Annotated in this window: 8 protein-coding genes; all 8 read left to right on the plus strand. The window is 74.0% G+C overall.

The features are described 5' to 3' along the window. Window positions 1–256 precede the first annotated feature (256 nt). The 8 genes from B086_RS0108245 (at window position 257) to B086_RS0108280 (ending at window position 14,715) form a co-directional block, all read left to right on the plus strand. Window positions 257–817 (plus strand): RNA polymerase sigma factor, encoded by a 561-nt coding sequence (locus B086_RS0108245; protein WP_018565938.1) that lies wholly within the window; start codon window positions 257–259, stop codon window positions 815–817. After that, complete coding sequence (locus tag B086_RS0108250; protein ID WP_018565939.1) at window positions 814–1,506, plus strand: hypothetical protein; 693 nt, start codon at window positions 814–816, stop codon at window positions 1,504–1,506. Before B086_RS0108245 ends, B086_RS0108250 begins: the two co-directional genes overlap by 4 nt. Window positions 1,507–1,770: 264 nt before the next feature. Beyond that, a complete protein-coding gene (locus B086_RS0108255; protein ID WP_018565940.1) occupies window positions 1,771–6,135 on the plus strand; it encodes a Pls/PosA family non-ribosomal peptide synthetase in 4,365 nt (1,454 codons plus the stop codon). Then, on the plus strand, window positions 6,132–6,830 hold the full coding sequence (locus B086_RS0108260; protein ID WP_018565941.1) for a BPL-N domain-containing protein: 699 nt from the start codon (window positions 6,132–6,134) through the stop codon (window positions 6,828–6,830). The genes B086_RS0108255 and B086_RS0108260 overlap by 4 nt, the downstream gene beginning before the upstream one ends. A 93-nt stretch (window positions 6,831–6,923) precedes the next feature. Next, window positions 6,924–7,601 carry a response regulator transcription factor gene (locus B086_RS0108265; protein ID WP_018565942.1) on the plus strand — a complete coding sequence of 226 codons (678 nt, stop codon included), beginning with the start codon at window positions 6,924–6,926 and terminating at the stop codon, window positions 7,599–7,601. Window positions 7,602–7,604: 3 nt separating this feature from the next. Next, window positions 7,605–8,981, plus strand: a complete 1,377-nt coding sequence (locus B086_RS0108270; protein WP_018565943.1) for a sensor histidine kinase — start codon at window positions 7,605–7,607, stop codon at window positions 8,979–8,981. Window positions 8,982–9,361: 380 nt separating this feature from the next. Further along, complete coding sequence (locus tag B086_RS39505; RefSeq protein ID WP_018565944.1) at window positions 9,362–13,291, plus strand: Pls/PosA family non-ribosomal peptide synthetase; 3,930 nt, start codon at window positions 9,362–9,364, stop codon at window positions 13,289–13,291. Next, window positions 13,288–14,715 carry a M1 family metallopeptidase gene (locus B086_RS0108280; protein WP_018565945.1) on the plus strand — a complete coding sequence of 476 codons (1,428 nt, stop codon included), beginning with the start codon at window positions 13,288–13,290 and terminating at the stop codon, window positions 14,713–14,715. The genes B086_RS39505 and B086_RS0108280 overlap by 4 nt, the downstream gene beginning before the upstream one ends. The last annotated feature ends 101 nt before the right edge of the window (window positions 14,716–14,816 follow it).

Consider the following 14,816-nt stretch of genomic DNA (forward strand, 5'->3'; position numbering starts at 1 on the left):
CGCGATGACCGGATAGTACCGTCCAGACAGGCGTCGTGTTGATCGGATCATACAAGTTGCCTGATTTTCCGATCAATAACGATCGCTGCGAGTGACGCCTGAACACCAGGCGTGCTGATGCGCTCCAATGTGCCTGTGGGGGACTCCAGTTCCCCTCACCGACCGCCGCTCGCACCGCCCGGGAATCCCTGAACGGCTGCGGGCGGCCTGCGCCGGGCGCCACCATGAAGAAGAGGCGCCGGGAGGGGATGGGCACGTGACGGGGAGCGACTGGGCGGCGGTCCGACCAGCCCTTCGGCTGACGTACGACGCGTTCTGCGAGACGCACGAGCGGGCCTGGCTCGGGGTCGCCCGAGCACGCCTGCGTGACGAGAGCGCGGCACAGGCCGCGGTGGACAGGATGAAGGGCCGCCTGCGGCGGCAGTGGCCGCGCGTGCTCCGTGAACCGGTCCCGGCGTTCCGCGCCTGGGCGTTCGTCAAGGAGGAGATCGGCGCCGCCCTGGCGGAGAGGGCGATGACGGCCGACGAGCAGGTGCAGGTGCCGGACTGGGTGGCGGTCGTCCGCAAGGCAGCCCAGCTCGCCGAGGACCGCGCCGAGGCCCAGGGAGTCCACGAAGCCCTGTACGACGCGATCAAGGGGCTGTCGGAACGCCGCCATGACGTCGTGGTCCTGCGCTATCTGCTCGAACTCCCCGACAGCGTCATCGCCGAGTACCTGGACACCACCGAGGCGAACATCCGCTCCACCGCGTCCCAGGCCCTCGCCCGCCTCGCCCGAGCACTGCGAGACCAGCGAGACCAGCGAGGACAGCGGTGACCACGGAACGGCAGCAACTCCTGCACGACACGTACCAGCCCGCCGACCCCGAGGTCCAGCACAACGCCGAGGCGGACCGCTTGCCGCGGTCCCTGTCCGCCGAAGACCGGGACAGCGGCTGGACCCGGCTCCTGGCGGCGCCCAGCCCACTCCCCTCCGACCAGGAGCAAGCAGCCCACGAACTGGACCTGGCCGCAGCCCTGATCCTGGCCATGCCCACCGCCGCGGCCTCCCTGGCACTGCTCGCCAACAGCCGGCGCATCCACCCCGAAGGGGCCCTCGTCCTCGGAGCGCTCCTGTACATCTCCGGCCACCGCGACGGAAGCCAGTTCTGGCTCCAGTTCGCGGCCGGCAGCGGCAACCACACCGCCGCCTCCCTCCTCAGCCTCCTGCACCGCGCCCTGGGCGAGGTCCTGGACGCCGAGACCTGGCGCCGACAGGCAGACACCCTCGCCGACACCCGCCGACGCGAACGCGTCCAGAAAGTCCTGGACACCTCCGGCACACTCCTGCCCCACGCGATACGCGCCGACATGATCGCCCGCTGCCACGAGGGCCTCGGCGTCCGCCTCCCGCCACGCATCGCCGCGGTGCTCCACCAGCTCCCCGTCGACAGCGACGACCCGGAGTACGGCGAGGTGCCCCAGGTCAGCGCCAGCCTCGTCCGCGAACTGGCGGCGGCCATGTAGGTCCCGTCCGTACCGGTCGGAGCGGTGGGCTCCGGCTTCGAGCGCCGGCCTCCGGCCGCCACGGCGAACCCGAGGAATCCGCGGCGGCCGCGTTTCCGCCCAGGGCACCCCCTTCTCAGCGTCTTCTCAGCAAGCTCCGCCCAGGCTGGAGGAGTCACAGGAAGCCCCGCCGAGGGGCGGACGGCCGAGCAGTACGTCCCGAGCAAGTACGTCCCGATCAGAGGAGCCCGGACAGAGGAACCCGGACAGAGGGAAAGGAAGCCCATGGCTCCCCGTACCACCACCACGCCCGTCACCACCACCACGCCCGTCACCACCACGCCCGTCGTTCCGGCCCCCGGTCCCGGCGCTCCGGACAGCGCGAGTCCCGTAGGCATCACCGGCGGACTGAACCGCTTCTTCGAGGCCGCACGCGACCGCACCCCGGCGGCCCTCGCCCTCGTATGCGGGACGCGGCGGCTGTCCTATGCCGACCTCGACGCCCGAGCCGACCGGGCGGCCCACTACCTGCGCACCGCCGGAATCGGTCCGGGAAGCCGCGCCGCCATCCTGCTGCCCCGCTCCGTGGACCTGTACGTGTGGCTGCTGGGTGTGTGCAAGACGGGCGCGGCGTTCGTGCCGATCGACCCGGCGGCGCCGCCGGACCGGGTCGCCTTCATCCTGAGCGACGTGGACGCCGCCGTACTGCTGACCACGTCCGCCCTCGCGGCCCGCACGGACCGCGGAGCGGCAGGTGGGGCGCGCCGGGTCGTCCGCACCGACACCTGCGCCGCGGAACTCGCCACGCTGCCGGCCGTCCGCCGGACGGCGGACGAGGACCCGAGCGGTACGGGCGACCCCCTCGCGTACATCATGTACACCTCGGGATCGAGCGGGAGGCCCAAGGGCGTGGAGATCGCCCGGTCGAGCATCTGCAACTTCCTGCGTGTCGTCGGCCCCGTCTACGGCGTCCGGCCCCAGGACCGTGTGTACCAGGGTATGTCCCTCTCCTTCGACTTCTCCCTGGAGGAGATCTGGCCCACCTGGACGGCAGGAGCCGCGCTCGTCGCCGGACCGGCGGGCCCGGCCCACCTCGGCGTCGAACTCGCCGGCTTCCTGGAGGAGCGCGAGGTGACCGTCCTGTACTGCGTGCCGACGCTGCTGGAGACCGTCCCGCGTGACCTGCCGCGGGTCCGCACCCTCGTCGTGGGCGGCGAAGCCTGCCCCGCCTCACTCGTCCGGCGCTGGAGCCGTCCCGGCCGGCGTGTCCTCAATACCTACGGGCCGACCGAGGCCACCGTCACGGCGACCTGGCAGGAACTGCTCCCGGACCGGCCGGTGACCATCGGCCGGCCCCTGCCGACGTACCGCGCCGTCCTCCTCGACGAGCGGGGACGGCGCGTGCCGCACGGCGCGGTCGGCGAGATCTGCCTCGGCGGACCCGGCCTGGCCCGCGGCTACGTGGGCCGCCCCGATCTCACCGCCGACCGCTTCATCGAGCATTCCCCCGCGGCCCACGGCGGCCGGCTCTACCGGACCGGAGACCTCGGCAGGGCGACCGGTGAGGGCGAGATCGAATACCTCGGCCGGGCGGACGCGGAAGTGAAGATCCGCGGCTACCGGGTGTCCCTGGACGAGATCGACAACGTGCTGCTGGAGGACCCCGCCGTGGCCCAGGCCGCCACCGTCCTCACCACCCCGCCCGGCGCCCGCCGCACCGGCGCCGACGAGCACGACGATGCCGACGAGGCCCGCGACCACGTCCTCGCCGCGTACGTGGTGCGCGCCGATGACGGCACCGGCACATCCCGTCCGGCCTCCGGCACCCCGCCCGCACCCGGCCCCGACGACGCGGCCGTGTGCCGCTCCGAGGACGACGACACCCTCACCGCCCGGCTGCACGAGCGCCTGCGCCGCTCGCTGCCCGCCTACATGGTGCCCGTGACGCTGGACTTCCTCGACCGTCTGCCGGTCATGCCGAGCGGCAAGACCGACCGCGCGCGGCTGCCCGCGCCGACCGGCCACCGGCTCGCCGCCCGCACGGGCCGCGTGACTGCGCCCAGGGACGAGACGGAACGCAGGGTACGTGACGCCTGGGCGCGGGTGCTCGGCATCGCTCCCGGCCAACTCTCCGCCGACGCGGACTTCTTCACCGGACTCGGTGGTCATTCCCTGCTCGCGGCGCGCGCCGTCTCGCTCCTGCGCGACGGCGACGGCGGCGGCGAAGGCCGATGCCACCCCGACCCCGACCCCGACGGCGGCCGCGATGGCACAGCCGCCCCCACTCTCCGCGACCTCTACGAGAACCCCACCGTGCGCACCCTCGCCGCACGTCTGCGCACCCGCGCCGCCACGGACGGCGGTCGTCGGCCCGGAACCCCGCGCCCCGCACCCCTGCGGCACAGCAGTGCCAGGATCGCCCGCGCCGGACTGGTCCAGGCCATGGCCTTCTACGGCCTGCTGCTCCTGCTCACCGGCCCGGTGGCGCTCTCCTACGCCCTGCGTCACGGGCAGACCTCGGCCGCGGGGGCCGTCGTGCCGACGATCGCCGTACTGGCCGGCTACCTGGCCGTACGCTGGCTCCTCCCCGTCGTCCTGGCCCGACCGCTGGCGGCGGGCATCCGCCCCGGCCGCTACCCGCTGTGGGGGGCCACCTTCCTGCGGCTGTGGGCGCTGGACGTGCTGGTCCTCGGGATCAGCCCGCTGCGGGTGCTCAGCGGATCCGCGTTGATGGGCCCCTATCTGAGGCTTCTCGGCGCGCGTATCGGCCGCCGCACCACCATCGCCACCAGCCTCGTCGGCCTGCCCGCACTGCTGCGCATCGAGCACGACGCCGCGATCGGCTACGGTGCGACGCTGCGGCCGTGGCAGGTATCCGACGGGCGCGTCACCGTGGCCCCGATCACCGTGGGCGCGGGCGCGTACGTCGGTGCCAACGCCGTCCTCGAACCCGGTGCCCGCCTCGGTCCCGGGGCCGCGCTCGGCGAGCAGTCCGTGACGGGCCCGTACGATCCGCTCCCCGCCGGCGCGCGCCGCGCCGGATCCCCGGCCCGTCCCGTCGCGGCGCTCTCGCCGCTCGTCGAGACGATGCTGCGCACCCGCGTCGGCCCGGACGGCACGCGCAGCGCGCCCGGCGCCGACCCCCGTGAACCGGACCACTGGCGGCCCGGGCACGTGGCCGCCGTCCTGCTCGGACTGGCCCTGCTGGAGACCGCCGTGGTCGCCGCCGCCCTGCCGGGCGTCGCGCTGTTCTGGTGGGCCTGGCCGCGCGCGGGCATCGTCGGGGCACTGGTGGCCACCGCGGTGTCCGGTCCGCTCCTCGTCGTCACGACCTGCCTGGTCGTCGCCCTCGGCAAGCGGCTGGTCCTGCCGAGGACACCGCCGGGCATCCACCCGGTGCGGTCGGCGCTCGGCGTGCGCAAATGGATCGCGGACAAGTTGCTCGAACACAGCCTGCTCCTCACCAACTCGCTGTACGCCACGCTCTACACGGTGCCGTGGCTGCGGCTGCTCGGCGCCCGGACCGGCCGCGGCGCCGAGGTCTCCACGGCGTCGCACATCGATCCGGACCTGCTCACCCTCGGCGACGGTTCGTTCGTCGCCGACATGGCGGGCATCGGCGTCGCCACCTTCGCCGCCGACCGCGTGGCGTTCGCCCCCACCGAGGTCGGCGGGCGCGCGTTCGTGGGCAACGCGGCCCTCGTGCCCGCCGGAACCCGGCTCGGTCCGGGCAGCCTCGTCGGCGTCGGCACGGTACCGGCCGACGAGCGGGTCCCGGCCGACAGCACCTGGCTCGGCTCGCCCGCGCTGCGGCTGCCGGTACGCCAGGACAGCGGGACGTACCCCGAGAAGCTGACGTTCCGGCCCACCCGCGAGGCCGTGCTCGTCCGTCTGGTGATCGAGTTCTTCCGGGCCACCGTGCCTGCCTCGGTACTCGCCACCGGTGCCTTCCTGTACCTGCTCGCCCTGACCTGGACGGCCCGCCGCGGCACCGGGCTGGTGGCGCCGCTGCTCGTCTCCCCGCTGCTGGCCGCGGGCTCGGCGCTGGCCGTCCTGGGGTTCTGCGTCGCGGCCAAGTGGGTCGTCGCCGGCCGGTACCGGCCGCGCGTGGAGCCCCTGTGGAGCCTGTTCGTGCGCCGTACGGAGTTCGTCACCGGTCTGTTCGAGGCGGCGGCGGTCCCGGGGGGCGTCGGCACCCTGGTGGGGACGCCGTTCCTGCCACCGGTGCTGCGCGCGCTCGGCGCCCGCATCGGCCGGCGCACCTGGATCGGCACCACCTTCCTGACCGAGTTCGACCTGGTCGAGGTGGGGGACGACGCCGACGTCGGCATGAACGTCTCCCTCCAGACGCATCTGTTCGAAGACCGGGTGATGAAGATGTCCACGGTGCGCGTCGGTCCGGGCGCGAGCGTCGGCACCCGCACGATCGTGCTCTACGACACGGTCGTGGGCGCAGGCGCCCGGCTCGGCGCGCTCTCGCTGGTGATGAAGGGCGAGCGGCTCGCACCGGGAACGTCCTGGCGCGGGCTTCCCGCGGAAGCGGGCGCGGAGGGATCCGCGGACGTACGCGGCGGAGACCCCGAAGGACGCGGAGACCCCGGAGGTCCCGGAGACCCCGAAGGTCCCGGAGGACGCGGAGGCCCCGGATGACGGCGCGCGGTACCGCCCCCCGCACCGCCACCCCGGACCGTCGCCTCGCCCTCGTCTACCGCGGCCCCGCCGCCCTGCTGCCCGGATGTTCCGAGACGGTGGCCGAGATGCTCGACGCCGGGCCGTGGGACCTGGCCGTCCGGTTCACCGGCCCCCGCGAGACGCTCCCGCTCTCGGCGGAGTCCCTGTCGCAGGCCCTGCTGTACGCCCAGCCCGGCGGCGGGGAACTCACCTCCGCCTACCGGAAGCTGCGGCGGCACCGCCGCGACATACGTGCCTTCGTCCGGGGCGGCGGCCGCTACCTGGGGTTCTGCCTCGGCGGCTATCTCGCAGGGGCCACACCGGGCTTCGGGCTGCTGCCCGGGGACACCGACCGGTACATCTCCTCACCGGGCGCGACCGTCCGCCACGACAGGGACGCCCTGGTCCCGGTGACCTGGCGGGGCCGTCCCCGCACCCTCTACTTCCAGGACGGCCCCCTGTTCGCCCTCGACGAGCACGCCGACGCCACCGTCCTCGCCGTCTACGACAACGGCGCCCCGGCCGCCCTCGTGACCAGGTTCGGAGCGGGCCGCGTAGCGGTCACCGGCCCCCACCCGGAGGCCACGGACGACTGGTATCTCGACCACGGCCTGCCGGTCCAGCACACCCGGGACCTGGCCGTCGACCTGGTGGACTCGGCGCTGCGCGGGTGACCCGCGCACACGAGGACCGCTCCAGCCGTCCTGGGTGTCCTCTCCGGAAACGGCCGTCGCCGTCCGGCGTTATCGTGGAGCGGAGAGGCCGCCATGCGGATGCTGATCATCGAGGACGAGCGCCCGCTCGCCGGGGCCATCGCCGAAGGGCTCGCCGCGGAGGGCTTCGTCGCGAACGTCGCGTACGACGGGGTCAACGGTCTGTGGCGGGCACAGTACGAGCGGTACGACGTCATCGTCCTGGACATCATGCTGCCCTCGCTGTCGGGGTACGAGGTGCTGAAGCGCCTGCGGTCGGCCAGGATATGGACGCCGGTGCTGGTGCTCACCGCGAAGGACGGGGAATACGACGAGGCGGACGCCCTCGACCTCGGCGCCGACGACTACCTCAGCAAGCCGTTCTCCTACGTGGTGCTCGTCGCCCGCCTCAGAGCCCTGCTGCGCCGAGGAGCACCGGCCCGGCCCGCCGTGCTCACCGTCGACGACCTCACCCTCGATCCCGCACGCCGCCGCTGCCGCCGCGGTCACCGGGACATCGACCTGACGGCACGGGAGTTCACGCTCCTGGAATACCTCGTCAGACACAAGGACGAGGTCATCAGCAAGACGGACATCCTCTCCCATGTCTGGGAGGAGCACTTCGACGGCGACACCAACATCGTCGAGGTGTATGTCGGCTACCTCCGGCGCAAGATCGACGTTCCGTTCGACCGCCGGACCATCGAGACCGTCCGCGGCGCCGGCTACCGGCTGCGCGGCGGCGCGAGGTGAGAGGTGGTCCCCGGCGTCCGGTCCTGGTGGGCCCGCCGTTCGCTGCGGCTGCGCCTGACCGCCGCCGCGGCCGTGGGCATCGCCGCCGGACTGGTCTCAGCCGCCGTGCTGCTCGTCGCCTGGCTCCACGCCAGCCTGATCGGCGGTCTCGACCAGACCGCGCTCGAACGCGCTCAATTGGTGGCGTCCGACCAGATCAGCGACCGCATCACCGCCGAGGTACCGGCGACCGACCACGGAGAGGTCGCCGTACAGGTCGTCGACGGCAAGGGGGCCGTGCGCTCCAGCTCGCCCAACCTGCGGGGGAAGCCACGGGCGTTCACCTTCCCCGCGAGCCGGTCCGACACCCCGCACGCCCGTACCGTCCATGACGTCCCGGTGGGCGAGGGCGGCACCTGGCGCGCCGTCGGCGTCCCCGCGGGCACGCGGCACACCCCGCTCACCGTGTACGTGGCCGTGCCCACCGAGGGCGTGGACCACAGTCTCGACCAGCTCGTCGTGGGCCTGGCCACCGGTGTGCCCGCGATTGTCGCGCTGCTCACCGGCGTGGTGTGGCTGCTCACCGGGCGCGCGCTGCGGCCGGTGGACGCCATGCGCGCTCAGACCGCCGAGATCAGCGCCTCCGATCTGAGCCGCCGCGTCGACGTACCGTCCGCCGGTGACGCGCTCGGCCGGCTCGCGGCGACCTTCAACGACCTGCTCGCCCGCCTCGACACCGCGACACGGCGCCAGCGCCGGTTCGTCGCGGACGCCGCCCACGAACTGCGCAGCCCCCTCACCACGGTGCGCACCCGCCTGGAGATCGCCGCCCGCCATCCCGGCTCGACCGACGCGCAGCACCTCGCCACCGGTCTGCTGCACGAGACCGAACGGCTCACCCGGCTCGTGGACGACCTGCTCGGACTCGCGCAACTGGACGCCCGCCCCCGGCTGCGGGCCCGGCCCGTCGACCTCGACGAGATCGTCTTCGCCGAGGTGCGCGACGTCCGGCGGCGCACCCGGCTCCTGGTCGACCAGCACGCCGTCGGCGCGGCACGGGTGACGGGCGATGCGGACGCCCTCTCCCGTGTCGTACGCAACCTGCTGGACAACGCGCTGCGGCACGCCGCCACACGGGTCGACGTCAGCCTGCGCACGGACGACGGAACCGCGCGACTGGTCGTCGCCGACGACGGCCCCGGCATCCCCGAGGCCGACCGGGAACGCGTCTTCGGACGCTTCACCCGCCTCGACGACGCCCGTGCCCGGGACACCGGCGGCAGCGGCCTCGGCCTCGCCATCGTCCGGGACGCCGTCATGGCCCACCACGGCAGCACCCGCGTCGAGGACAACCGGCCCGGCGCCCGGCTGGTCGTCCTGCTGCCGACGGAACCCCCGTGAAGCGAAGGCCCCGCCCGGCTGCGGCACACCGGTCCACGTCGCCCGGCCTCGCACGGCAGCGGCACGGGCTCGAAACCGGGAACCGCCGACAATTCCTTACCTGAACAGAACTGTTTCCGCCCCTTTTTCTCGCCGCTTTCTTTCCGGATCACCGAAACCCCCTTCGCTATTTCCTTTCGGTCGAACACGGAAGAACGCATCATCTACGGTTCCTCAATTCCTTCCCATGGGCCGGTGCGGAATGACTTGCCGTTCATTGGTGCACCACCTGGCATCTCCCGGCATCTGAAAGGCCGACAAGGGCATGACGCCCACCCGGCACCACGGACAGAGGCACCGCATTGTCTTCGCCTGTATTCGAGCCGCTCGGCCGACCGCACATGTCGTCCGGTGACCGGGCTCTCTTCCGCACCGCGGACGCGCCGTCCCCACGCACGCTGATCGACGTCCTGCACACCACCGCCCGCACGCATCCAGAGGCGCCCGCCCTGGACACCGGCGGCGACACACTCTCCTACGGCGACATGTGCGCCGAGGTCCGCGAGCGCGCCCGGCGCCTGGCCCGCCGGGGCATCGGACCCGGCGACAGAGTGGGCGTCCGGCTGCCGTCGGGCACGGCGGAGCTGTATCTGTCGATCCTCGCCGTGCTGAGCTGCGGCGCGGCCTATGTACCGGTCGACGCCGACGACCCCGACGAGCGGGCCGCCACCGTCTTCCGCGAGGCGGGGGTGTGCGCCGTCCTGACCCCCGGCCCGCAGCCTGCCGGTCTGCCGTCGCCCACCGGCGCGGCGGCGGGCGAACTGCGCGCACCCGCACCCGAGGACGACGCGTGGATCATCTTCACCTCCGGCTCGACCGGCGCGCCCAAAGGGGTCGCCGTCACCCACCGGTCCGCCGCCGCCTTCGTCGACGCCGAGGCGGACCTGTTCCTGCGGGAACGTCCGCTGGGACCGGGCGACCGCGTCCTGGCGGGACTGTCGGTCGCCTTCGACGCCTCCTGCGAGGAGATGTGGCTGGCCTGGCGCTCCGGCGCCTGCCTCGTCCCCGCCGAACGCGCCCTGGTGCGCGCGGGCCACGAGTTGGGCCCCTGGCTCGACGCACGGCGCATCACCGCCGTTTCCACCGTGCCGACGCTGCTGGCCATGTGGCCCGAACAGGCGCTGCGGCGCGTCCGGTTGCTGATCCTGGGCGGTGAGGCGTGCCCGCCCGGCCTCGTCGACCGGTTCGCCGCGCCGGACCGCGAGATGTGGAACACGTACGGCCCCACCGAGACCACCGTCGTGGCCTGCGCCGCACTCCTCGCCCCACGCCGCACCGTACGGATCGGACTGCCCCTGCGGGGCTGGCGGCTGGCCGTCGTCGACGCGGCCGGCGAACCGGTCGCGTACGGGCAGGAGGGCGAACTCGTCATCGCGGGCGCGGGCACAGGGCGCTACCTCGACCCGGTCAAGGACGCCGAACGGTTCCGGCCCTGCCCCGCCCTGGGCGCACCGCGCGCCTACCACTCGGGCGACCTCGTACGTGCCGACCCCGAAGGTCTGGTGTTCGTCGGACGCGCCGACGACCAGGTCAAACTCGGCGGCCGCCGGGTCGAACTGGGGGAGATCGACGCGGCCCTGCTCGCCCTGCCCGCGGTGGGGGCGGCGGCCGCGACCGTCAGGACGACCGCGGGCGGCACGGACCTGCTCGTCGGCTACGTCGTCCCCGCACCGCCCGCCGGGGCAGGGCCGGTCTTCGACGCGGCCGGGGCCAGGGCACTGCTGGCGGAGCGGCTGCCCGCGGCGCTCGTACCGGTACTGGCAGAGGTCACCGACCTGCCCGTCCGTCCCTCCGGGAAGATCGACCGCCCGGCCCTGCCCTGGCCCGTGCCCCTCGACGGGGACGAGTGCGGCACCGGCCGCCCGGAGCACGACCTGCACGGGACGGCCGCACGGCTGGCCGACCTCTGGGAGCAACTGCTCGGCCGGCGGCCCGGCCCGGACAGCGACTTCACAGCCCTGGGCGGGACCAGCCTCACGGCGGCCCGGATGACGTCCATGCTCAGGGAGCGGCACCCGGGCCTCTCCGTCGCCGACGTCTACCGGCACCCCGTGCTCCGGCACCTGGCCGACCACCTCGACTCCCTGGCCACCACCACGGCCGCCGTACGGCCCGCCCGCCCGGTCCCGAGGCGTACCTCGGTGATCCAGTTCTGCGTCCAGACGGCCGCCTACGGTGTCGCCGGACTGCGCGCGCTGGTCGGACTGGCGGCGGCCGACGACGTCCTCGGCTGGTTCGCCCCGCACGCGTGGACCCCGCACACCTCGTGGTGGCTGGTCCTCCTCGGCTGGCTGGTGCTGTTCAGCACACCGGCGCGCTGCCTGATCGGAGCGGCCCTCGCCCGCATGCTGACCCGCTCGGTCACCACCGGCCCCCACCCGCGCGGCGGAACCGTCCATCTGCGGCTGTGGAGCGCCGAGCGCGCCGTGGCGGCCTTCGGCGTGCCGTCCCTGCTCGGCACCCCCTGGGCCGCCCGGTACGCCCGGGTCCTGGGATGCACGACGGGCCGGGACGTCCGGCTGCACGCCATGCCGCCCGTGACCGGCCTGGCCGACCTGGGCGACGGATGCAGCGTCGAGCCGGAGACCGACCTCTCGGGCTGGTGGCTCGACGGTGACACCCTGCACATCGGACGCGTCAGCGTCGGCGCCGACGCACGGGTGGGGCATCGCAGCATGCTGCTGCCGGGCGCCGCGGTCGGGGACGGCGCCGAACTCACCGCCGGAAGCTGCCTGGACACACATGTCCCCGACGGACAGGTGTGGACCGGTTCCCCCGCCCGGCCCGCCGAGGCGGCCGGGCGCGGGGCGGACCGCGGACGGCCCGCGCCGCCCCAGGGGCGGCGCGGCCGCCGCCACCTGGCCTACGCGCTGTCCCTCGCCGGACTGCCCCTGCTGTCGCTGCTGGCCTCCACACCCGCCCTGTTCGCGACCTACCTCCTGGTGCGCCACACACCGGCCCTGTCCGAGGCGGCGCTGCGCCTGCTCGTCGCCGCACCTGTCCTCGCGGTCACGACCATGGTGTGCGGCATGCTGATCACGGCCCTGGCCGTGCGTCTGCTGAGCCGCGCCATCACCCCCGGCCCGCACCGCGCGGACGGGGCCGTGGCCTGGAGGGCCTGGCTGGTCACCCGGCTTCTGGACGAGTCCCGGGCCGGCCTGTTCCCCCTCTACGCGAGCCTCGCCACTCCGTACTGGCTGCGCCTGCTCGGCGCGCGCGTCGGACGCGGTACCGAGATCTCGACCGTGCTGCCCCTGCCGTCCCTGCTGGACGTGCGGGACGGCGCGTTCCTCGCCGACGACACGCTCGTCGCGCCGTACGAACTGCACGGCGGCTGGATGTGGTTGGGACCTGTGCGCATCGGGACGCGCGCGTTCGTCGGGAACTCCGGCATCGTCGGGCCCGGCCGCGAGGTCCCCGACCGCGCGCTGATCGGCGTACTGTCCGACGCACCGGCCCACGGCCGGGCGGGCACGTCGTGGATCGGCCGCCCGGCGATGCCGCTGCCCCGGGTCGCCGAACACTCCGACCCGGCACGGACGTTCGCCCCGTCCCGGCGGCTGGTGGCCGCCCGCGCGGCCGTGGAGACCTGCCGCCTGCTGCCCGTCGTCCTCGGCACGCTGCTCGCCGAGTGCGTGCTGCTGGGTGAGCAGGACGCACTGGTCGCGGGCGGACCGCCGCTGGCGGCGCTCGCCGGAGCTCCGCTCCTGCTGGCCGCCGGCCTGACGGCCTGTCTGCTGACCACCCTCGCCAAGTGGCTGCTCGTGGGCCGGTTCCAGCCCGGTGAACGCCCCCTGTGGTCGTCGTTCGTGTGGCGCAACGAGCTCTTCGACACCTTCGTGGAGGTGCTGGCCGTGCCATGGGGAGCCGGAGCCCACCTCGGCACCCCCGCGCTCAACTGGTGGCTGCGCAGCCTGGGCGCCCGCGTGGGGCGCGGGGTGTGGTGCGAGACGTACTGGCTGCCCGAGACCGATCTGATCAGCCTCGGCGACGGGGTCAGCATCAACCGCGGGTGCGTCCTACAGACCCACCTCTTCCACGACCGGATCATGCGGATGGACACGGTGCGCGTAGCCGACGGAGCGTCCCTCGGCCCGCACAGCATCGCTCTGCCCGGCACCACGATCGGCACCGGGGCCTCGATCGCCGCGTCCTCGCTCGTGATGCGCGGTGAAACCGTGCCCGGCGGCACCCGCTGGGCCGGCAACCCCATCGCCGGTGCGACCCCGCCCCGCGCCGACGGCGTCCTCCCGACGGAGGAGGCGGCATGACCCGGTGCACCCGGCGGGCCCTGATCCGCGGCGCCGCCCTCGGCCCGCTCGCGGCGACCGCCGCCGACCGCCTCTCGCAGCCCGCCGCCGAGCGGTACTTCCCCGGCCACGGCTCGTACGGCCACCACACCACCTCCTACGAGCTGCGCCTGGCCTACGACCCGGCGGCCGGCGTCCTGGAGGGCCGGGCGCTCATCCGGGCCGTGGCCGCCCGGCCGCTGCGCGAGGTCGAACTCGACCTCGCACGGCTCACGGTGCGCAGCGCCCGCGTGGACGGCATCGGGGTCCGCGCCAGGACGAGGCGGAGCAAGCTGCTCCTGCCCACCCCGCACCCCTTCGCCGCAGGCGCCCCCTTCACCCTGGACATCGCCTACGGCGGCCGGCCCGGTCCCGTACGCAGCCCGTTCGGCGCGATCGGCTGGGACCGCACCGGCGACGCACACGGCGGAACGCTGGTGGCCGCCCAGCCGCTCGGCGCCCCCTCCTGGTTCCCCTGCAACGACCGCCCGGACGACAAGGCCGAGTTCGTCTTCCGGATCACCGTGCCCCGGGGCCACCACGCGCTCGCCAACGGCACACTGGCGGAACACCGTGCGGACGGCGCCACCGAATGCTGGACGTATCACCACAGCGGTCCCATGGCTCCCTACCTCGCCGCCCTCTACACCGGCCGCTTCGCCCACGACACCTGGCGGGCCCGCGACAGCGCGACCGGCCGGACCGTCACCGGACGCGACGCCTATCCCGCCCACCTCTCCCACCGCGCCCGCCACGACCTCGGCCGCCAGCCCGCCATGATCGAGGCGTTCACCGGCTGGTTCGGCCCCTACCCCTTCGAGACGTACGGCGCCGTCGTCGTGGACGCCGACCTCGACGAACCCGTGGAGAACCAGACCCTTCCCGTCTTCGGACGCAACCACATCGACGGCGGCCGCACCTGGGAGACACTCGTCGCGCACGAGCTGGCACACCAGTGGTTCGGCAACAGCGTGAGCCTGCGCGACTGGCGCGACATCTGGCTGAACGAGGGCTTCGCCACCTACTGCGAGTGGCTGTGGTCCGAGCACATCGGCGAGGACCCGGCCGACGCGATCGCCCGGCGCGAGTGGGCCGCGCTGCACAGCCGGCCGCAGAACCTCCGGCTCGGCGACCCCGGCCGGGACCGCATCTTCGACGACCGCGTCTACACCCGCGGCGCCTGCACCCTGCACGCCCTGCGCCTGACCATGGGCGACGAGTGCTTCTTCACCCTGCTGCGCTCCTGGCACCACGCCCACCGCGGGCGCAGCGCCGACACCCGCGCCTTCGTCGCCCACGCCGCCCGCCACGCCCCCCACACCACCGGACCGCTCCTGCACGCCTGGCTCTACGACGAGCCGCTCCCGCCTCTGCCACCGCCACCGCCGGGCGCCGGCCGGACCTGAGGACGGCCCGGCACGGCGATCGTCCTGCCCGGCTGGGCAGCCAGGTCCCTGGCCCGGGGCGATGCGTACGCCGGTCCGGTCCCGGTCCGGTCCCGGTCCGT

The organism is Streptomyces sp. PsTaAH-124 (genome assembly GCF_000373685.1).
GTDB lineage: Bacteria > Actinomycetota > Actinomycetes > Streptomycetales > Streptomycetaceae > Streptomyces > Streptomyces andamanensis.

Excerpts from the sequence above, each read along its gene's own strand:
- B086_RS0108280 (WP_018565945.1), top strand. The coding sequence starts at position 13,288 with ATGACCCGGTGCACCCGGCGGGCCCTGATCCGCGGCGCCGCCCTCGGC.
- B086_RS0108255 (WP_018565940.1), top strand. The coding sequence starts at position 1,771 with ATGGCTCCCCGTACCACCACCACGCCCGTCACCACCACCACGCCCGTC.
- B086_RS0108260 (WP_018565941.1), top strand. The coding sequence starts at position 6,132 with ATGACGGCGCGCGGTACCGCCCCCCGCACCGCCACCCCGGACCGTCGC.
- B086_RS0108265 (WP_018565942.1), top strand. The coding sequence starts at position 6,924 with ATGCGGATGCTGATCATCGAGGACGAGCGCCCGCTCGCCGGGGCCATC.
- B086_RS39505 (WP_018565944.1), top strand. The coding sequence starts at position 9,362 with ATGTCGTCCGGTGACCGGGCTCTCTTCCGCACCGCGGACGCGCCGTCC.